Here is a 21,037-nt window from a genome sequence, read left to right on the forward strand (position 1 = left end):
TCACCTCACAAATCCAGGTTGACAACATCCTTGGCATGCATCGTGATGAAGTTCCTGCGAGGCTCAACCTCGTCTCCCATGAGAATAGAGAACATCTCATCAGCTGCTATAGCGTCGTCCATTGTCACCTTCAGCAAGGTCCTTGTTTCCGGGTTCATTGTGGTTTCCCAGAGCTGCTCAGGATTCATTTCTCCAAGACCCTTGTAACGCTGTATGCCAACATTCTTGTCGCCTAACTCCTGCAGTTTGGCTTGTAATTCCCTGTCCGAATACACGTAATATTCAGCCTTCCCTTTAGCCACACGATAGAGAGGTGGCTGGGCAATGTAGATGTAACCTGCATCTATCAGCGGCTTCATGTGCCTGAAGAACAGGGTCAGTATGAGCGTGCGGATGTGCGCACCGTCAACATCAGCATCGGTCATGATGATGACTTTATGGTAGCGAGCCTTATCAAGATTATAGTCGTCACCAATGCCTGTTCCCATTGCAGTTATCAGGGAAAGGACTTCATTGTTCTTCAGTACCTTTGCAAGACGTGCTTTTTCGACATTGAGGATTTTACCCCTGAATGGCAGTATGGCCTGGAACCTCCTATTGCGCCCTTGTTTTGCAGAGCCGCCTGCAGAATCCCCCTCTACGAGATATATCTCAGAAAGCGAAGGATCCTTTTCAGAACAATCGGCCAGTTTGCCGGGAAGTGTGCTAATATCCAGGGCATTCTTCCTTCTTGTGAGCTCACGGGCTTTCTTTGCAGCTTCCCTGGCACGCTGTGCATCAAGTGCTTTCTGCAGGATGGCAGTGGCAACCCTAGGATTCTCTTCCAGGTATTCGGACAGCCCTTCCGAGACCATGGATTCAACGATACCCTTCACATCGCTGTTACCTAGTTTCGTCTTAGTCTGCCCCTCAAACTGGGGCTCAGTGATCTTGACACTGATTATAGCTGTGAGACCTTCACGTATATCCTCACCCGATAACTTATCATCACCTTTTGCCAGCTTGTTCTTTTTAATATAGTCGTTAGCTACCCTGGTCAGGGCTGCCTTGAAACCTACAAGGTGAGTTCCTCCTTCGTGTGTATTGATGTTATTAGCAAAGGAATATACGTACTCTGCATAACTGTCGGTGTACTGCATAGATATCTCTACAACAGTACTTTCCTTCTCACGTTCGAAGTAGATAGGCGAATCATGGAGCGCATTGCGACTGTGGTTCAGATACTGTACAAAAGAGACTATGCCGCCTTCGTACTGGAACACTTCGTGCTGTTGCTGCTCAGACCTCTGATCGGAGATGGTTATCTTTAGTCCCTTGTTAAGGAAAGCAAGCTCACGAAGCCTGGTAGCAAGTGCTTCGTAAGTGAACTTCGTTGTCTCGAAAATGAGAGGATCAGGCTTGAAAGTGATCTTTGTGCCCGTACCTTCACTTTCACCGATCTCCATTATTTCATCATGTGGCTTCCCACGCTCGTAGCGCTGATAGTAGAGTTTGCCATCGCGTTTGACCTCTGCTTCCAGCCACTCGGAAAGTGCATTGACCACAGAGACGCCCACACCATGAAGGCCACCTGAGACCTTGTAGGTACTTTTGTCAAATTTTCCTCCGGCGTGGAGGATAGTCATTACTACCTCAAGTGCGGATTTGTTGTATTTGGGAAGGTTGCCAACAGGGATACCCCTGCCATTGTCCTGGACAGTGACAGTTCCCTCTTCATTGATGGTTACATCTATCTCAGTACAGAACCCGGCAAGTGCCTCATCAATACTATTGTCCACCACTTCATATACCAGGTGATGCAGTCCCCTGCCATCGATACTGCCTATGTACATACTGGGTCTCTTGCGGACAGCTTCAAGCCCTTCAAGAACCTGAATGTTGCTTGCATCATAACCCTGTTTTTCTGTCATACTAAATACGTCTCCATTAAGAATAATTTAACATGAAATATGCTATTCACGTTCAAAATGTGCATTCGTTCAATCCCTCAAACTCAGTTAAAGAAAGAGTTGTTTCAATTCGCTAGCTCGTCTTTTTCTTTGAAAAATGTTATGCTATCTTATAGGCGTTCATGCTTATTAAAGGTTTATATAACCCCCTCCATAAAAAAAGACGCATCGATGAGAAAGAGCGCATTTCTGAGCAGATTCCCTGGTTTTATTATTTACTAAAAATAATGAAAAGTATTACTTGTTTTGATGTAACACAAAAAAGTGTCATCAGAATAGTTCCACTCTCCCCCCTATACCTTTTTCCAGCGCCTTGTGATAGACCATGTTTGCTGTCACAAGATCCTGTACTGCAAGACCTGTGGAATCGAATATGGTGATCTCTTCGTCATTTTCCCTCCCAGGCCTGACACCTGCAATGACCTCCCCCAGCTCAGCATAGATATCAGCTTCCGAGAAAACGCCCGAAGAGATGGACACATTGACCTCACCTGAGTGGGACGCCTGAACTATATCGTCAACGACCACCTTTGCCTTTTTAAGCAAGGAGGATTCAAGCTCCTGTTTTCCAGCGGCATCGGCACCAATAGCATTAATGTGCGTACCTTCGCGGATCCATTCGGACTTCACAAGGGGACTCCTGACAGGAGTTGTCGTTACAAGGATATCGCATTTGCAAACTTCCTTTATGCTTCCAGTACGGACAAAATCACAATTCACAACCGGAGCCATCTCCTTCTCGAAAGAGGCACAATTGTCGGGGTTCCTGCAGGTAATCCTGACCTGCTCTATATCCATGGACTGCGAGAGCGCAAGCAATTGGGTACGTGCCTGGTCCCCGGTACCCACCATACCCACTATATTCGAATCGGGTCGCGCAAGATATTTTGCAGCAATACCTCCGGCGGCACCTGTACGCATATCGGTCAGGTAAGTACCATCCATGATAGCAAGAGGTGCGCCGGTTTCTGTGGAATTGAGCACAACGATCGCCATTACACTGGGAAGACCTTTCTCTCTGTTATCAGGATGCACGTTCACAACCTTGACACCAGCGATGTCCTGTTCCTCCATGAAAGATGGCATAGTGCGCAGGTCGCCATTGTGTCTTTTGAAATAAAGATAGGATTTTGGAGGCATCTGCACCTTCCTGAGACCATGCTCCCTGAATCCGGATTCTACAGCAAGCATTGCTGATGCCATATCAAGCACGCCTTTAACATCAGACTGGTTAAGCCATAATAGATCCATGCACACACTCCTTTAAACGTATTGCAGGAGCTTGAACGCTAACTTATAAGATAATTGTGCCTGCTGACATACATCAGCAAGGCCGAAAAGACACCAGGAAAGACAGCTTTACAGCAGCGACTCTGATACTCATCCGAACAGATAAATAGTAAAAATATATATTATGTATGGGGTTAACATGAATATACTGTATGTATTCGCACATCCGGAACCGAAATCTTTTAACTCGGCCATGAAAGAAGCAGCCTTGAAAACACTTAATGAGCAGGGACACAAGGTAAAGCTCTCAGACCTGTTCGCCATGGGATTCAAGTCTGTGTTGGACAAGCATGATTTCCTGCAGCCTAAAATGACAGATGTCTTCAATCCGTTTCTGGAACAGATGAATGCAAGTAAGAATGGCACATTTTCCCGGGACATCATGGACGAGATGGAAAAGGTCAGATGGGCTGACATGCTGGTATTTCACTTCCCCATATATTTCACAAATATGCCAGCAATGATGAAAGGATGGATAGACAGAGTATTCGCCGCAGGTTTTGCTTTTAACCCGGCAACCCAGAGTGCATACGAAACTGGCCTGCTCAAAGGAAAGAGAGCCATGCTTGTCATGACAGCAGGTGCCGAAGAATCACTGTATTCAAAAGGAGGCATGCATGGAGATATACATGAACTTCTCAGGTACATAACCCACTGTACACTTGAATACACGGGCCTTGAAGTATTGCCATCTCACGTAGTTTTTGGCGCGGGGAAGATGTCAGAAGAAAGAGGGAATGCTGAAATACGTTCATACCTAGACAGGCTCAGATCAGTATTGCCGCCTGCCAGAGACTGAGCCGACAGGGAGCATGTTCATAAGAGCGGCATCCTAAGTCACATAATACTTCCACTTTATTCGCAGTTTAAGCAAGTGATTTATACGCTGGGTCAGTAGTATTATTACAGAAGATAAGAGGGAGTTATATGAAGGATAATGGAAACATTATGATGGGACTCATGGTCTTGATAGTGATAGTGATAGTTGCTGTCACCACACTTTCCTTGGGATGTGCGGAAAATGAGAACATCACCGGAGACGTGAATGGCACTGGCGACGGCATAGGTGATGATACGGAGTACTTGTATAGAACTGCTGTAGTTGAGGAAGTTGAAGTCAGGACACTTGAATCATTCCCGGTCCAGGTGCATGCAACTGCCAGGGGATACCTTCCTGATGGTTGCACCGTTATAAATTCAAACGCCACCACTGTACAAAGAGAAGGAAATACTTTTAATGTATATCTGGAAACAGTAAGACCGAGAGAGGCAGTGTGTACAGAGGCACTTGTACTGTTTGAGCAGAACATCCCCCTGGATGTGTACGGGCTTGAGAGGGGCACCTACACTGTAAATGTGAACGGAATTGAGGAGACTTTTGAACTGACAACTGATAATGTGCTGCCGGAATAAGCAGCCCATGTCTTAGACATTCTTCGACATCAGCCCGGTTTCAGCATATTTTCATCATAATGCCTGCTTGTTGACATAGTATTCGATTTTGCCCCAGAAGCTCTTAATATCGATTGGCTTGGAGATGTAATCAGTACATCCGGCTTCTATAAATCGCTCATGATCACCACGCATGGAGTGGGCTGTTAAAGCTATTATCGGAACATCTTTTGTACCCTCGTCTATTCTAAGAAGAGAAAGAAGCTCAAGTCCATCCATTTTGGGCAACTGCATATCAAGCAGGATAAGGCTGAATTTTTCATATTTGATCTTCTCGAGTGCGACAAACCCATCTTCAGCCTGTGTCACGCTGTGTCCGCAAGCTACCAGCAAGTCAACTGTTAACTCCATATTTACGGGATTATCTTCAACTACTAGTATCTGCGCCATTTTTTCCCTCATCATCTTTGCCTACAGGCAGGTGAATAAGCCATAAATGAAATATCGTGATGAATAAGTTAGATAATATAATAATATATACTTATCTATTGCTTTTTCTACAAATAATATGCTTATTTAGAATAACGGCATCATAGAATTATTAGAAAGATCGCAGGTACCCCATGGAAAATAATAACAGCATCATGGAAAAAGATATATCGTGTATCGTAAAGCAAATACATGCATCCCCTTATATGATAGTGCTTTCCATTACAGGAGGTGGGACCGGGGCTATTGGGGAGATGCTCAGGCATGGTAACGGTTCAGCTACTTTGATAGAAGCCATCGTACCCTATCATGAGAATGCTCTTCGGGACTTTACCGGGAGGGAGCCTGAGAGATGCTGCTCAGAGGAAACTGCACGCGAGATGGCGATGGCTTCTTTTAAAAGAGCACTGGAAATAGCGAATCCCGAAAATGGATTCAGACCCGACTACCTTGTCGGTATCGGAGTTACCTGTAAACTGACTAAAGAGGATGAACGTGAGGCAAGGGAACATACGATCCATATTGCTTCACAATCCATATCAGGAACAAATACAACAAGCCTGACCCTATTACAGGACAGAAGCCGGGAAGAGGAAGAAGAACTTGCCTCCACTCTTCTGATACATACCATAGCACGGCTTTGCGGGGCAGGACAGATCTGTGTGGATGAATACATTTCAATGACCGAACAGCAGGTTCTGCAGAAGAAGGAGGCCACTGTCAGCCATGATATTGGAGAACTACTTTTAAGCATCCTTCTGAGAAAGGACAGCTACGGCAAAAAGTGCATACCAATTATTCACAGTAAAAAGACTGTACCTGCTGCCTCCAGAATAATCTTTTCAGGCTCATTTAATCCCTGCCATAAAAACCATGCAGCTATGGCAAAGATAGCTTATGAAAGATATGGATCACCGGTGACTTTTGAGATAGCACTTGCGAACGTGGACAAGCCTCCAACTGACTTCATCTCACTGGAAAGCAGGATCAACTCCTTGAAGACATATGCAAATGAAGAATTCTTCGGAAATATCTGCCTGACAAATGCCCCACTCTTTGCAGACAAAGCCCTGTTGTTCCCAGACTCCCGGTTTCTGGTCGGTTATGACACTATGAACCGCATTTTCAATGAAAAGTATTACCGTGAAGGAGAAAACAGATTAACTCTGATAGAACATTTCAAAAGGTATAATATAAGTTTCCTCGTATTCCACAGGCAGGATGTGGAACTCGGAGAACTTGAGATAGACAAAGATATTCTGGAGATATGCAAGATCATGCCGCATGACACATATATGGACGACGGCACATCATCAACACGGCTTAGGAAAACATGTGCCAAGTGATCTTTTCAAACATATCTGACGCCACAGACCTTGTAAAAAGAAGGATAACCTCTTGACTCATAAGTTTGCATAATATCCATGTCCACCGCTTTTCCTAGTTTATGGAGTACCTTTTGAGCTTCAAGGACTTTTTTGAGTCCCATTTGTTCCCAGCTCTCGCAGCAAACATCTTCAAGAGTACTTTTTAGCAGGCAGAACTCGTCAGGAGAAAGGCAGGCATCAAAGCTTACACAGTAAGGACTGTCTTTATAAACATCCCTTGCCCGGAAAATCATGCCCTCAAGCATTCCGGCGTTCATCTCACATATGAACTGGTGACGTGAAGGGACCACATCCTCTTTGTGGTAATGCACTTCGGCAAGGAACAGAAACCTTTCACATTCATGGATCCATTCCCTTAAACTATATAGAGTATTCATGCCTTGACCGAGAGAATATAGAGCTTTCAAATATAAAAGTCTAATCAATACAAAACATCAGCATATATTCGCATACTATTATGCACTTGTAAGAAGAAGCATACATGTATTCACCTGTTAATCATACACGTAAGATGCGTATTAAATCAACAATCGTAAATATTATACCAGCCTCTTGAAGTCGAAACCAAGCAACTAAGAAAGTAAATTAATAGAGGGCACAAGTACACCAAGAAAATACATAAAACAATATATATAGTATATAATAGATTAATTATTAGACATGTTTGCAGAGATAGAAAATATCAAACCATTAAATGTCACAATTGCTGCTTTATAGGACTCTGGTATCACACGACATCGCTGCTGCAAGTCCTTCTGGCTGCTGTGAGCCAATCATCAGTTTACTGCCATCCTTGAATTCCAGCATCACACCCCGGTCACCGCTAACATTGTAAGCCGTCCCTTTCAAGCCATAGCGGATGCCCCAACCACCATAATCTCTTATAGGCCTGTATTTTTGCACATGGCAGGACCGTATGCTGTCAAATGGAAAACTGCGGTATGACCTGTGCAGTGGATAGAAGCGCACAAATAAGCCATCTCTGCGAACTTCGGTCACCAGACGCAGGGAAGCCATAAAAATTGGGAACAGTATACCAAAAATAACCCATATCAATACTATCCCGCTATCGGATGCCGGGTTGGTACCAAAAGTCCTTTTGAAAATCAATTGTTCTATGGCAGCATACCAGGATATTGATGCAGGTAATAGAACAAGCACCCAGAGCCATAGCTGATTGAATTTCTGTTCTTCCCTGAAAAGAATATTGTCGCTTGAACTCATGATAATTGCCATAGAGGTTGCAATATATAGTCCTTCCGTTCTTTCATAAATTTCATTAAAAAGCCCGAATGATGATTTTATAAGTGAAACCAGATATGAGTTATTGATAACATGTACATTGAGATTCACACAACAGTAAAAGACATGGAAGAAGCAAGGAAAATAGCTGACACGCTTGTTGAAAGAAAGCTTGCTGCATGTGTCAATATGTACCCTGTGACTTCTGTTTACAGATGGGAAGGAAAGATAGAGGAAGAGGGAGAGATAGCACTTTCCATAAAGAGTATTACCGAAAAATTTGAAGATATAAGTAGAACTATCCGAACATTACACAGTTATGACCTTCCGGCCATCACTATGCAGGAGATCAAAGGAGACAGGAACTACCTCAAGTGGATAAATGATTCCACTAGCTAATTACCTCCGGTAGAAAAAGAAACCCACTATCTGGCCCATTACCACCCATATCAGATACAACAACATCATCATGAATATAAGGAATACGAAGAAGACAAAGAAGTGCAACACCAACCAAAGGACTACTAATAAGGATATTGTTTTCAGGATAGAGCGAAGTAATATTCTGGAGATACCCATATTTTCTGTGGATTCCTGCGAATAATGAGTCCGAGATGTATAGGACCTGTAAGTGTAATTCTCACCGGAGTAAGACCTGAAATTGCTGCGTCTGTCACTATTGTCCTTATTACCGGAGTTGCCGTACGCCCTATGACCATATCCCTCATAGGCATTTGCATACACAGGATATTGAAGACTGCGATCATAACGGGATCGTTTATCCGGGTCCGCAAGAATGCTATAAGCTTCATTTATCATCTTTGACTGCTCTTCAGCGCCCGCATCGGAGTTCCTGTCGGGATGGTATTTTGCGATGAGAGTACGATATCTCTTCTTGAGCTCGTCCTGTGAAGCTCCGGGAGGCATTCCAAGAACAGAGTAATAATCAGGTACATTCATATCAACGATAACCTCTGTTATTCCCTAATATCCACCCTACCCAGATATAGGATATGGGCTTTATATATAAACAATTTCTCAAACAGACAATTTCTAGATAATAACCCATCGGGAAAGAAAATCGAAAAGATATAAACTTTTTATTTGACCCTTGCAAAGGATGAAATAATATTTCAGTAATACATCCAGCAATGAGCAAGGAAGAAAAGTCGGTCTCAAAAAGATGGACTGCCCAGGGAATCCGTGAAACAGACCCTGACAGGAAAATGCATTACTTCACCCTGGCACTGGAACTTAACCCATACGATGCTGTAGCGCTGAACCAGAAGGGCATGCTTTACCACAGAAAAAGAGAGTTTGAAAAGGCCATCGGCTGCTATGACAGGTTGTTGAATACTGCAGACACTTCCACAGGAAACTCAGACGTAGCAAAACCAGGCACAGCAGCTGTGTTATACAATAAGAGCCTTGCGCTGAAATGTCTGGGAAAGAACGAGGCGGCCCTGAATTTTATTAAGAAGGCAGTCAGGCATGACCCGGATAATGAGAAACTAAAAAAGCTGGAAAAGCAACTTCTGCGGCTGACTGAGGAAACCAGGAATCCGACAGTAAAAAGAGTATTTACCGAACCGGAGAAGATTCCGGTCAACGTTATATATAATGACTGGCAGCCTCCGGGAGTCATGACCCTCCTGGCCCATGCAATGAATTGCAGCCAGAGCGACATCAAATACTACAAAGGGTTTGGCGAGGACCTCATAAAAGAGAAGGCGATACAAGATAAACTGACCCGGCATGTGTACTCTTGTGCAGTCTGCACGTTCCAGCACAAGAATGTTTGCAGGCACAGTGAATTAAAAGGAATGGCCGTTTCAGCAACTGCTATTTGCAGGCGCTTCAGGCCAAAAGAAAGCTTATGAGGAGAATACCCCTCAGATGATTCCAAGCTCGGTGAGCCTGTTCGGCAAGTAGGTATCTGTCACGAAATCCAGACCCTTACCTGCAAAAGCCTGCTGCTCAGCCTTTTTGTTGATCTCAAGCTGCAGATTAATCTGTTCTTTCCAGTAGTCGGTCTCAAAGCGGGGGTCCGTAAGCTCGCTTCGAAGTGCAGCAACATCCTTGTCAGTAAGTTTGTCAGTTGAAAGCTCATATTCCACGATATCTGATGGCTGGACTCCTATGAATTGCGCGCCCGGAGTGGCCATGTGCTCAGACAGGTGGGCGCTCTTGATAGCACCATAGGCAACTGACGCAAAGATACGGTACGACCAGGGATCGCCATCAGTGAATACTACTACAGGCAGCCCGAGTTCATCATTCATCCTTTTGATGATACGCCTTGTGGACCGGGCCGGCTGCCCCTTCAGGTGGACAAGCACAGCATCGTACTTTTCATCAAAACCATTCTCAATGAGTCTTGCATACATACCACCAGTCTCAATGGCTATGATGAATTTAGCATCATGATCAAGGAACTCGATGTTCTCGACATTGAAAGGTATCTGGTAACCACTCTCCCCAATGTCCTCCTGGCAGTGAATAATCCTGTTGCCACGCTTTGTTTCTTCACGTATGCGCACCGGACCGAACATAGTCGCACCATCCTCTTCCGGACGCATGTGAAAGTATTCCCTCTGCAGGCCGGATATTATCTCAAGGTCCTCGATAAGCCTGTCACTTTCGGGCTGCTCACGGAACTTGGCAATATCCCAGTTTTCAGAAATATAATACAATTCTCTTAATGTTGAGCCACGGTTCTGGTTCAGGTGATTGTTCACAAGGAAATCCACTACATGAGTGGTCTTAAGAAGCTGGAAAGCTCCTTTTACGGTCTTGGCACTTCTTTCGGTTTCACGGTCCCCATACACCCACACATCACTCTCTTCACTGTACTCGATGTTCTTCTTCGTACGTGTCGGGAGATTGACATTGGGAATAGTCTCACTCAGGAATTGATTATACAGTTCCTCGGCAAGTCCAAGAAGGCGGTTACTTGCTACAGCATCATGCTCTTTTCTCTGCAGGGATATTTCTTCAGCCATTCAGTTCACCCCTTTTATGGCTTTGGAACCTGTCACAAGTTCCTCGTCAAGTCCTTCAACTATCAGCATCGGAAGCCCGGATATTTCACTCTCACTGAGTGTTGCCACGGAATATGTGATGACCTTGGATGCTCCGGGAGAGATGTTCACATCCCATATGTAATCGTAATCATTGCCCATTGTTATCACTTTAGGTTGAGGTACGGGACCTTCTATATTGAACGGCAGCATATCATGCACCTTAAAATCATATTTTCTTGCGGAGAAGTTCTTCACCTTTATAGCAACATTTATACCGCCATTCCCATCGCTTTTCACCACCCGGTGAACAAGAAGGTTACCCATTACCTTTGCTACAACCGGGCCTATGTCAGGAGTTTCTCTTTTAAGGGTCTGTGCAAGCTTCTGTGCCATTTTCGGGAGCACTTTGGTGATTATAATTTCCTTTTCACGACGCTTTTTCAGGGTATCCTGCTTGCTCAGATACCTGCTGAGTTTTCTTGACACTTCTTTTACCGCGAGCTCGATCTCAGTCTTGATCTCCGGAATATCGGCTATGGCATCCTTTGATTCGGAAGTGAAAGGAACGTTTGTGGATGCTACATGGATAAGGAGTACTACAGGGCCGCTTGGGAGAGCCCCGCCTGGCTGGTTCAGGCCATACTGTTTCCATTTGATAGATTCGATTGCATGCGTGGCGACACAGCCACCCTGCTGGTACAACAACGGGACCCTGTTGGCAAAACGCATTATCTCGATGCGGTCATCCTTATGGAGAGCACCGCCATATGCTATGCCTACTTCGACAACAAAGGGATTGCCGGAAAAGACAGCCGGTGCGCGGGTGGTCGTGGCAATGAAATCCACACTGAACTCCTTCTCAAGCCCTTTATAGATTAGATCCTCACCTATAGGAGAAAGACAGTCCGTAGGAGGCGCCATTATCTTCACCTTTGCGAATGCGTCAAGCAGTTTCTTTGCCTGATCACGACTCATCTCATGAGGATCGGTCTCCGGGTCCAGCCCCGAGGCCTTGCAGATCTCTTCTGCCGTTAAGTGACCTATCTTTGAGAATGAATAGCGTAAAAAAGGAGATAGTTTCTGTCGTTCGGTATAGCGCAGCATCTTCATAAGCGTCCCGAGCTCGATACCATGAGGATGTGGAAGGATCTCGTTTGCAACTACGGGCATCTTATCAGTGGCTCTCTCAAAAACCACTTCATTGCCATCAGGCTCAAAAAGAGTAAGCCTTGCATGAGGATTCACAATTGCAGTGGACTTGAGATACTCATAGATAGACTGTCTCCTGCCTTTAACATAAGCAGCTTCCATTTCCAGCTCAACGCGGGTGCCGTGAGGACGATCCCAGTCTGTGACTTCATCCTTGAGGATCTCAGGCTCATTGGTGCTGGTGTTTATCATCAGCTCGTAATAATGGGCAGGTTTGCCAGCCCCTATCTTGGAGATGATCTTTGCAGGATGACCGGATGTGAGCTGTGCATAAAGGACAGACGCAGATATGCCTATACCCTGTTGTCCTCGGCTCTGCTTGAGCGCATGAAACCTTGAACCATAAAGGAGTTTTGCAAAGACCTTGGGAATCTGCTCCTTCACTATTCCGGGCCCGTTGTCCTCGACAATGATAACAACATTATCCTTTCCGGAACGTTCTATATGCAGCAGGATATCGGGCAGTATCTGGGATTCCTCACAGGCATCCAGCGAATTGTCTACTGCCTCCTTGACAGTTGTTATCAGGCTTCGGGGTGCGGAATCGAAACCAAGTATCTGCCGGTTCTTCTCAAAGAATTCTGCAACACTAATGGATTTCTGGTTCTTCGCAAGTTCTTCTGCAATAAGGGTTGCCATAAAAGTATCTTCCTTTCCGATGTTGGTAAGAACATCCGAGTAATATGATAAATAAATAACGTCGAAAATATAAATGATACAGAATATTTTTAAAATGTTTCACATACTTAAGTTAAAAGAGTTAAAAGCCCAAGTGATCACTTGAGCTCAGCACCAACGATAGTCTGGGTCGCCGTGACATCCCCTGCTTCACGTATCAGGTCCACTATATGATTAAGATGCCCAAGGTCCTCAACTTCAATTATGACCACAAAGTCATATTCCCCAAAGACGTGATATATATCCTTGATACCCTCAATCCGGTTAAGCTCATTAAAGGCGATTCGCTCCTTCCCAGGCAGCACGTTTACCATTGTAACTCCGATTACCATTAGATCACCACATAGGAGTAGGATGCATAATATTAGAAGTTTTCTTTGCTATTAAAAGTACTATGGATAACTGTTGAATATGGGCTTACAGAGAAGAACAGATCGATAGCATTAAATGTCTACACATTTGTGATTAGTACTATAGTAGATATGATTATCATGATTATTATGATGAGTACCACCACATATAAATACATACAATAACATATAAAGGAATTAGATGAGCGGGTTATCTTATTTTTGACAATAACCCCCACTCCCCGACCCGCTCATACTCCACTTTAAATTACTGTGCGCTGACAAACTTCTTACTACCAATTTTAAAGTATACATAATTCTTGTCTGCACAAGTGCTTTCGACGCAAATGGTAAAAAATCCTGCAGATAGCACACAAAGGAATATAGATAGCAGATAGTATTCACAAAACCACATATATCTGAATATATATGCAACGGACCATACATTGTAGAAACCCCATAAACCGCAATCGTTAGTGCAGTAGGCACACAATAAGTATCAGGCAAAATAAAAAAAGAAGGACTAGAAATCAAAAAGAGTCTTTTGGGGTTTTCGTTGAACAGACTTCTTGCTTGAATTACCCTCGTTTCCAGAATTAGTATTCTGAATAGCGGGCTTTGCAATGACCAGAGAGTCCAGGCTGATTTGATCCGGTCCCTTTTTGAGAGCTTTTACCCTCCCAGCCGGGGGAGTGAAAAAGGCAGGAGTAGAATCCACCTCCAGACGCATTTCCCGGGAACGGTCGTAAATATCCTGCAACCTCTTTGTGAGTTTCTTACTACCTGTGAGATATACCAGTTCATCCTGATCAAGGTCAAGCTTTGCAACTACATCCGGTGCATAATCATTGTCCTCCAGCAGACGGGAGTAGATATGTGAAAGCTCGGCGCGGGAATAACGCATGGACTCATGGCTATGCGCCCCTATTTTAGAAGCAATGTTATCCCTCATGTTTCGTCGGGAGCGGATCTGCCCCATCCTCCTCCACAGGGAAGGAGACTGGTACCTTTCAAAGCCACCCCTCATGCGTGATTTTGATACAACGGTGCCACCAGTCATAAGTACACTGGCATACCGCCACATCCGGTAGTTCTGCCTTTTACGCACGCGCCCAAGGAACCGGTCAGCCCGCGAGAGATAAGCATAGGCCTGCACAATATCAGGAGTCAGTTTTTGCTCATCCTTTCCCGTATACTGGATAGGCAGATTCTCATCTATCCACTGAATAAGATCTTCAGGAGTCTCATCCAGACTGTAGCTGGCCTCCAGAGCAGCTTTGACACTTTTGCCTTTAAATATCTTCCCTACCACTTTGAAGATAGACTCCTTATTATCTCGCTCAGCAGTAGATATATCTTCAAGATGAACCTCTGTGCGGCCTATGGCTGCAGCCTGCAGGTCATTAACAGCACTCCTGAAATCCCCATCTGCATCCTCTGCAATCTTTTCTAAAGCTCCGATACCACACATGAGTCCTTCATTCCTGGCAATTTCCTTAAGAGCAGGAATAATGGAACGTGCCTGTAGTGCAGGGAATTTAATCTCCATGCAAAGTGCACGAAGAGAAGAAGATATCCCATAAATGTCATTGGCTATCAGGATTATTGGCTGGCTGGTATTCTTAATCACATTGATTATAGCACGTGCACCTCCCCGGTCACTGGTACCATGAAGGTTATCAGCCTCATCAAGGATAATGAGTCTCTTTCCTGACATGCCGGTGAGAGTGCGCATCTGGGATGCCGAGCCTGCGACCTTCTCTATCACACCTGCAGTCCTCTGGTCACTCGCGTTGAGCTCGATGACCTCCCAATCATAGTCTGCTGCCATAGCATGGGCTGAAGAGGTTTTGCCGATGCCTGCCTGGCCATGAAGGATCACAGCTTTTACTTCAGGCGTACCATGCGCCCAGCTGTCACCCCATTTGCGCAGTTCCTCTATCGATTTTTTATGGCCCACGACGTCAGCAAGTGTCCGTGGCCGATATTTTTCTGCCCATTCCATCTGCATAGTCATAAATGATCATTACCCGATATCCAGGAAAAGTAATTAAGGTTTGCACATCTTTGTCTGTTCTGATTGATATCACTAATGGTAGGTATCTATACATGGGACCAAAAAACACTGAAGACCTGCTTGGGATCATAGAGCAAAGAGCATTGCAGAATAAAGCACGGGTCGCCATTGGGGTCAGAGACCCGACCCCTAAGATGTTAAAGAGTGCAAAGGATGCCCATGATGCAGGATATGCCCATGTGGTACTTGCAGGGGACAAGAAAGAGATAGAATCGATTGGTACGGATCTTGAGATAATAGGAACGAACGAACCGGAGAAAGTACTGGGCGATCTTTTAAGATCAGGATATGTCGATGCGGCGGTAAGGGGTACTGCAAAAGCCTCAGGGACCCTTGCTCATCTTAAAAAGGTGTTGAATCAGGATAAACTGCACCGTATAGCACTTCTAAAGACCAGTGAAGGGAAGCCATTCTTTATAGCACCGGTAGGGATTGATGAAGGGAATGAGCTGGCCGATAAGATCGCATTCATACACCTTGGAGTTGAGCACATACGCAGGTTTGGAATTGAACCCATAGTTGGCGTGCTTTCAGGTGGGAGAATGGGAGACCTGGGAAGAGACCCACGTGTTGACCAGACCCTTGTAGAAGGAGACTTCATCGTGAACAGGATAAGGGAAGCAGGGATAAATGCAAAACATTATACGATCCTTATCGAGGATGCTATAAAGGAAGCTAATTTCATACTTGCACCTGACGGCATTTCCGGGAATCTTATCTTCCGTACACTTGTTTTTCTTGGAGGCGGAGATGGAATGGGAGCACCAGTGCTTATGGACAGATACGTGTTTGTGGATACTTCCAGAGTTGGAGGACACTACACAAAAGCGATTATGCTTGCCAGCGCTCTTGTGGGCAAGAATGAAACACACCTGAGTGAAAAGGAAACATATGAGGCCCCATTGTGATACATTAACTGGTTTATTTGATATATTTATGAACACAGGCAGATAGTGATAATTATATTAACCCAGAATACCTTTTAAATTTGAGAACCACCTTTTAAAAATATCTCCGGTTCCGCATCGCGTGGCAAGCCCGCCTACAGGGAATGATGAAAATGGAAGCTGTACTGATAAAGGCAAAAAGCATTTCTTCTGCATGGTCGCAACTCATAGATGAGATATACAGGAAAGGAGAGGAACACAAGCCGGATTACAAAACAAAGACAAGAAGAGTTCATGCAACCATATATATTGAAGACGTGAACAATAATCAGGTCAATCAGGCAGTTCCTTTCGGCGAGAACCTTATTAATAAGTATAAGGAAGAATTAACGGAAGAGTATGCAGAATGGTATATTTCACTTCCCGAAGACGACAAAAGGAAATTTGATTACTGTTATGCAAAACAACTGTTCAGGTATGGGGAAACAGCCTATAACACGCTGAGTGCCAACGTTGAGAATCTGCGACCGGGTTCCAGAAGACATGTAGGGGTGCTTTGGGAAAACGAGGTCCATATCCCCAAATTCGAGGATCAGCCCTGCTGGATAGCCTACAAGATAGAGCTTCTTGATGAAAAGCAGGCGAGGCTTTACATACTTTATCGTTCATGGGATGCTTTTGGAGGGTTCCCCGCCAATATCCCTGCAATCGTGGAAGGGTTTAAAAAAGTATTCAAAGAGCAAAGCCTTCCGTATGAAATAGTATCACTTATAGCTACCGGCTGGGACACACACATCTATGAAGCGGACCTGCAGGCCGTAGAGAAGATATTTAAGACCAATGAACTTTGCCCCCTATGCAAGTGTATTGCACCTAAACATTCCTTCATCCAGACGACCAGAGGAAAAGCCTGCCCGGAATGTAAGAAGAAGATGTGAGTGCGCAGCTACCACTTTAAAATATATGCCCGAACACACACATCAAAATGAATATTCTTTACTGTACCCTTTTTTTATGCATAAAATAAAAACGAATTAAGCACGTTTTTTAAAATATATTTTCGTTAAGTATATATGTATGATGTTTCATACACAAATATGATCCTACATACATGTAACATCCCTGAGAGATTGCAATGAAACGCCTGACTATTAGTATGTCTGATGAGCTTTTTGAAAAGCTGGACAGGATAGAGAACAAAAGCCTGTTCATCAGAAAACTGGTGGAAAGAGAGCTGGAAATCCTTGAAGATAGACCTGGCACCAGTAACAAGCCATGGGTGCAGGACTTCACAATACTCAAGGATACTATAGAAGACCTGTCCTTAAAACTTAATATAATCGAAAAGAACCTGGCCGGAAAGATACCAATTGATCCGGACTCCGAGTCAGCTTCCGATATTCTGGTATCAGGTTCATTGATATCATACAAGGACAGGACTCTTGCACATATCACTGCAGACGCTGAAGAGCCAATAATAATTCCCCTGGACGAAAATAATAGTGTTGTACCAGGCATTACCGTTCAGGCCACCTCCACAGATGTAGCCGGATTTCAGGAAAAAGAAATTCAATTCCAGAGTTCTGGAATAATAGCAGAACAGACATCTATTGAAGCAGGAATTCACGATATCGGACAAAAACCACCAGTTGAGTTTGCATTCGGGCAGCCGGCAATTCAAGAAGATCATAGCCAGTGTGGGAATACCTTCGCATATCCTCAAATCGAAGAAGTAGAGCATGAAGAATTGACAGGATCAGTATTAAAGATCCAACAGCAGGAAGTAGACAAACACGCCCATTCAGCTGCACCGGCACCTGAAGTGCCCTTGATAATCCCGGAACTCAGGCAAGCGGCTATGCCTGCAAGTGAAGCCTCCATTATGCCAGACATCAAATCAGAGGCAACCCAGGCAGATGATCCATTCCTAACTATACGGGAACTTACGCAACAGGTTACTCCTGCGAGCGAGCCAATTACAGTCATGCCGGAGTTCAATCAACAGGTAATCCAGGAAAAAGGGCCGGCTCCAATAATGCCAGCTTTCAATCAAACTGTAATCCCGATAAGTGAGCAAGAAATAACAATGCCAGCTTTCGATCAGGATACTACTCCGGCAAGTGAGCAGGCTTCGGCAATTCCTGCTTTCAACCAGCAGGTCACTCCAGTAAGTGAGCCGAAACTAACAATGCCAATTTTCGACCGGAATGCTACCCCGGTAAGTGAACCAGCCCCGCTAATGCCATTTTTCGAGAAACAGGCAGAGCCAATAAGCGAACCATCGTTTAGTATGCAGGAATTTAAATCTCAGGTGATAGTGGAGCAGGAAACTAAGATGATGATGCCGGAGTTCAAAATGTCAGGCGATACAGGGCAGATGACAACGGCCATGCCAGTCTTTGGCGACCAAAACCAGACGGAAAATGCTGCAGATTTAAAACAGCCCATTTTCAAGTTACATGCGATACCGGAACCTCTTAAAACAGATAAGATGCCACCATTCATTGCACCCTCCATACCGGACACACATGAAACTGCACACCTCCCACCTTTCGTAGAGCCTCAATCTGCTCCAATGCCACAACTGCAACCCAGGCAATCTGCACAAAGCAATTCGAAACCGGGAAAACTTGAAGGTAATATACTAATGTACATGCCACGCGGAGCAAAGGTGAAAAAAGAGATTATAAAAAGCCTGATATCAAAACAATTCTCTGAAGGAGAAATTGAGGCGAAAATCAGTGAACTGGTTTCAGCCGGAGTATTGAGAATCAATACAGATAGCGAGGACCAATACCTCATACGCCCATGAGATCAGAAGTGAATCTGCTCCGTGAAGTCCTGAGAAGATGTGGGCATCACCCGGCACCTTATACAGACACATCTGGAGCCATCATAACATTTAGCGCAAACAAGTCGTCCACATAGCATGCACGTATGCATCCCAGACGGCCTGCCACAAATAGAGCATAGACCTGTCCGTTCCATAAAACTCATTTTGTAAATATGCTTTAAAATAGTTGTTGCACATATATCAAGAAATAAGTAACAGTTTCTCAATGTTTTAATAATAGATCAAAAAGAGGAGCAAAAGGGCCAGAGACCCTTTGTGCTCATTCTATTATAGCACCTTTACTTGCAGAACTTACAAACTTCCGGTACCTTGCAAGATAGCCTGTCGCAGGCTTTTCAAGAGGGACGAATGAGGCTTTGCGCCTGGCAAGCTCTTCCGAGGTCACCTTAAGGTCCAGTTTTCTTTCCAGAATGTCGATCTCGATGATGTCCCCTTCCTCTACAAGACCTATAGGTCCTCCTTCCTGTGCTTCAGGGGAAACATGTCCTATACACGGCCCCCTTGTACCTCCAGAGAACCTGCCATCAGTTATCAGGGCAACAGACTCGATAAGGCCCATGCCTGCTATGGCCGATGTAGGAGAAAGCATCTCTCGCATTCCCGGACCTCCCTTGGGTCCTTCATACTTTATGACAACAACATCTCCTGATACGATCTTACCTTTAAGGATAGCCTGCATTGCATCCTCCTCACTGTTGAAGACGCGCGCAGGGCCGCGGTGACGGAGCATTTTTGGACTCACTGCTGCCTGCTTGACAACCGAACCATCCGGAGCAAGACTGCCTTTTAGCACTGCAATACCACCTTCCTTATGGATGGGGGCTTCAAGAGTGCTTATAACCTGTGCATTGAGCTTGGGATTTATTATCTGGAACTCATCCATATTCTCGCCGATGGTTTTGCCGTTGACCGTCATCTGATCAAGATGCAGTTTTGGCTTCAGGCGCTGCATGATAGCCTGTATACCCCCTGCGCGCTCAAAGTCGATCATATAATGCACTCCACCCGGCTTGAGGGATATTATGTGTGGCGTGCTCCGACTCAATTTGTCAAAAGTGTCGAGCGTCAGGGTCAAGCCAAAAGCGTGTGCAATAGCAGGCAGGTGAAGGGTCGTATTTGTGCTGCCACCTATTGCCAGGTCTACCATGATGGCATTCTCAAAGGATTTGAGCGTAATCATCTTTCTAGAGGAGAGGTTTTCGCGGACCATTGAAACAATGCGCTCCCCAGACTCCTTAGCAATGCGTATTTTCTTGGAATCAACAGCATGAGCAGTGGCACATCCCGGCAGACTCAGCCCAAGAGCCTCGGCCATGCAGGCCATTGTGTTGGCTGTATACATTCCCGCGCAGGAACCGGCACCTGAACAGGAGCAATCTTCCAGAAGTTTCAGTTTCTCTTCGGAGACCTTAGATGCCTGGCATTCACCCACTCCTTCAAAAACTGAAATAAGATCCCTAAAGTCATCATCTACATAGCCCGGCATCATGGGTCCCCCGGTCACAACTATGGTAGGGATATCCAGATTTCCCGACGCCATCAGATGGCCGGGAGTTATCTTATCACATGATGTTATCATAACCATGCCATCAAGCTGGTGTCCCTGAAGGACAAGCTCAATGGAATCTTCGATAGCTTCACGGCTTGGAAGTGAATACTTCATTCCTTCATGACCCATGGCTATCCCGTCGCATATGCCTATAGTGTGAAATTCGAATGGAACACCCCCGGCGGTCCTTATGCCAGCCTTAACGGCCTCAGCGATCTTGTCAAGATGAATGTGACCGGGGATCAGTTCATTCAAGGAGTTGACCACCGCTATGAACGGTTTTTCTATTTCAGAATCAGTCAGCCCGGTAGCTTTCAAAAGTGAGCGGTTTGGCGCACGCTCGAATCCTTTTTTGGTCTTGTCACTTCTCATTGGAAAACCTCTGTTTGCATGCTATGTAAACTACTATAGTAATAGAAAAGGAGATATATAACAAGTGTGTGCACTTGCGGGCCATAATAGTTCATACATATTCCATCAAAAAAATCATACGAATCATAATGTCCTTAATTCAATATTGTTAAGAAAGATACATACATTTAATCACAGAACAGAGTCGTATGAAGTTGCCATACCACGTATGATAAAAGCATACATGGCACAAGATGTAAGAAACGAACTATGACCTGCTGTCCAGGCGCAAAAAAGAAATAAGAACAG

19 protein-coding genes are annotated in these 21,037 nt (G+C 44.8%); 8 read left to right on the plus strand and 11 right to left on the minus strand.

Translation table 11 applies throughout. The features are described 5' to 3' along the window. Positions 1 to 5: 5 nt before the first annotated feature. Both gyrB and ala read right to left on the minus strand, forming a co-directional pair. Positions 6 to 1,910 carry a DNA topoisomerase (ATP-hydrolyzing) subunit B gene (gene gyrB, locus QZZ22_RS10910; RefSeq protein ID WP_292464719.1) on the minus strand — a complete coding sequence of 635 codons (1,905 nt, stop codon included), beginning with the start codon at positions 1,908 to 1,910 and terminating at the stop codon, positions 6 to 8. Positions 1,911 to 2,219: 309 nt separating this feature from the next. Then, the gene (ala, locus tag QZZ22_RS10915) at positions 2,220 to 3,200 is read right to left on the minus strand and encodes an alanine dehydrogenase (protein WP_292464722.1); all 981 of its coding nucleotides are present in this window, start codon (positions 3,198 to 3,200) and stop codon (positions 2,220 to 2,222) included. A 178-nt stretch (positions 3,201 to 3,378) separates the two neighbouring features. Here ala and QZZ22_RS10920 point away from each other — a divergent pair, with 178 nt between their 5' ends. Both QZZ22_RS10920 and QZZ22_RS10925 read left to right on the plus strand, forming a co-directional pair. Next, on the plus strand, positions 3,379 to 4,038 hold the full coding sequence (locus QZZ22_RS10920) for an NAD(P)H-dependent oxidoreductase (RefSeq protein ID WP_292464723.1): 660 nt from the start codon (positions 3,379 to 3,381) through the stop codon (positions 4,036 to 4,038). Between the two features lie 128 nt (positions 4,039 to 4,166). Beyond that, a complete protein-coding gene (locus tag QZZ22_RS10925) occupies positions 4,167 to 4,652 on the plus strand; it encodes a hypothetical protein (RefSeq protein ID WP_292464725.1) in 486 nt (161 codons plus the stop codon). Between the two features lie 54 nt (positions 4,653 to 4,706). Here the strand turns inward: QZZ22_RS10925 and QZZ22_RS10930 are convergent, their stop codons facing one another. After that, positions 4,707 to 5,081, minus strand: coding sequence for a response regulator (locus QZZ22_RS10930; RefSeq protein ID WP_292464726.1), 375 nt, complete (start codon positions 5,079 to 5,081; stop codon positions 4,707 to 4,709). A gap of 173 nt (positions 5,082 to 5,254) precedes the next feature. On the opposite strand from QZZ22_RS10930, the gene QZZ22_RS10935 reads away from it, so the two are divergent. Next, complete coding sequence (locus QZZ22_RS10935) at positions 5,255 to 6,466, plus strand: hypothetical protein (RefSeq protein WP_292464727.1); 1,212 nt, start codon at positions 5,255 to 5,257, stop codon at positions 6,464 to 6,466. Positions 6,467 to 6,471: 5 nt separating this feature from the next. Here the strand turns inward: QZZ22_RS10935 and QZZ22_RS10940 are convergent, their stop codons facing one another. Together QZZ22_RS10940 and QZZ22_RS10945 are read right to left on the minus strand one after the other, a co-directional pair. Beyond that, positions 6,472 to 6,885, minus strand: a complete 414-nt coding sequence (locus QZZ22_RS10940; protein ID WP_292464728.1) for a hypothetical protein — start codon at positions 6,883 to 6,885, stop codon at positions 6,472 to 6,474. A 334-nt stretch (positions 6,886 to 7,219) separates the two neighbouring features. Continuing rightward, the gene (locus tag QZZ22_RS10945) at positions 7,220 to 7,732 is read right to left on the minus strand and encodes a DUF6141 family protein (RefSeq protein ID WP_292464729.1); all 513 of its coding nucleotides are present in this window, start codon (positions 7,730 to 7,732) and stop codon (positions 7,220 to 7,222) included. A gap of 111 nt (positions 7,733 to 7,843) precedes the next feature. Here QZZ22_RS10945 and cutA point away from each other — a divergent pair, with 111 nt between their 5' ends. Beyond that, on the plus strand, positions 7,844 to 8,149 hold the full coding sequence (gene cutA / locus QZZ22_RS10950) for a divalent-cation tolerance protein CutA (protein ID WP_292464730.1): 306 nt from the start codon (positions 7,844 to 7,846) through the stop codon (positions 8,147 to 8,149). Here cutA and QZZ22_RS10955 read toward each other — a convergent pair whose 3' ends face one another. Next, positions 8,150 to 8,710, minus strand: coding sequence for a DnaJ domain-containing protein (locus tag QZZ22_RS10955; RefSeq protein ID WP_292464731.1), 561 nt, complete (start codon positions 8,708 to 8,710; stop codon positions 8,150 to 8,152). Between the two features lie 191 nt (positions 8,711 to 8,901). On the opposite strand from QZZ22_RS10955, the gene QZZ22_RS10960 reads away from it, so the two are divergent. Next, positions 8,902 to 9,630 carry a tetratricopeptide repeat protein gene (locus QZZ22_RS10960; RefSeq protein ID WP_292464733.1) on the plus strand — a complete coding sequence of 243 codons (729 nt, stop codon included), beginning with the start codon at positions 8,902 to 8,904 and terminating at the stop codon, positions 9,628 to 9,630. Positions 9,631 to 9,642: 12 nt separating this feature from the next. Here the strand turns inward: QZZ22_RS10960 and QZZ22_RS10965 are convergent, their stop codons facing one another. The 4 genes from QZZ22_RS10965 to QZZ22_RS10980 all read right to left on the minus strand — a co-directional run bounded on the left by QZZ22_RS10965 (position 9,643) and on the right by QZZ22_RS10980 (position 15,027). Further along, a complete protein-coding gene (locus tag QZZ22_RS10965) occupies positions 9,643 to 10,752 on the minus strand; it encodes a DNA topoisomerase IV subunit A (protein WP_292464735.1) in 1,110 nt (369 codons plus the stop codon). After that, positions 10,753 to 12,621, minus strand: a complete 1,869-nt coding sequence (locus QZZ22_RS10970; RefSeq protein WP_292464736.1) for a DNA topoisomerase VI subunit B — start codon at positions 12,619 to 12,621, stop codon at positions 10,753 to 10,755. Positions 12,622 to 12,758: 137 nt separating this feature from the next. Continuing rightward, positions 12,759 to 12,992, minus strand: coding sequence for an Lrp/AsnC ligand binding domain-containing protein (locus QZZ22_RS10975; protein ID WP_292464738.1), 234 nt, complete (start codon positions 12,990 to 12,992; stop codon positions 12,759 to 12,761). Between the two features lie 541 nt (positions 12,993 to 13,533). Further along, positions 13,534 to 15,027, minus strand: a complete 1,494-nt coding sequence (locus QZZ22_RS10980; protein ID WP_292464740.1) for a replication factor C large subunit — start codon at positions 15,025 to 15,027, stop codon at positions 13,534 to 13,536. 92 nt (positions 15,028 to 15,119) lie between these two features. On the opposite strand from QZZ22_RS10980, the gene mtxX reads away from it, so the two are divergent. From mtxX to QZZ22_RS10995, 3 genes are all read left to right on the plus strand, one after another. Next, positions 15,120 to 15,995 (plus strand): methanogenesis marker protein Mmp4/MtxX, encoded by an 876-nt coding sequence (mtxX, locus tag QZZ22_RS10985; RefSeq protein WP_292464742.1) that lies wholly within the window; start codon positions 15,120 to 15,122, stop codon positions 15,993 to 15,995. A gap of 152 nt (positions 15,996 to 16,147) precedes the next feature. Further along, on the plus strand, positions 16,148 to 16,912 hold the full coding sequence (locus QZZ22_RS10990; RefSeq protein ID WP_292464744.1) for a thymidylate synthase: 765 nt from the start codon (positions 16,148 to 16,150) through the stop codon (positions 16,910 to 16,912). Between the two features lie 197 nt (positions 16,913 to 17,109). Continuing rightward, entirely contained in the window at positions 17,110 to 18,786 is a 1,677-nt protein-coding gene (locus tag QZZ22_RS10995) for a hypothetical protein (protein WP_292464746.1), read from the plus strand. A 301-nt stretch (positions 18,787 to 19,087) separates the two neighbouring features. Here the strand turns inward: QZZ22_RS10995 and ilvD are convergent, their stop codons facing one another. After that, positions 19,088 to 20,749, minus strand: coding sequence for a dihydroxy-acid dehydratase (gene ilvD, locus QZZ22_RS11000; RefSeq protein ID WP_292464749.1), 1,662 nt, complete (start codon positions 20,747 to 20,749; stop codon positions 19,088 to 19,090). Between the last annotated feature and the right edge of the window lie 288 nt (positions 20,750 to 21,037).

Origin of the sequence: Methanolobus sp. (assembly GCF_016278365.1) — an archaeon.
In the GTDB taxonomy this organism is placed as follows: Archaea; Halobacteriota; Methanosarcinia; order Methanosarcinales; family Methanosarcinaceae; genus Methanolobus.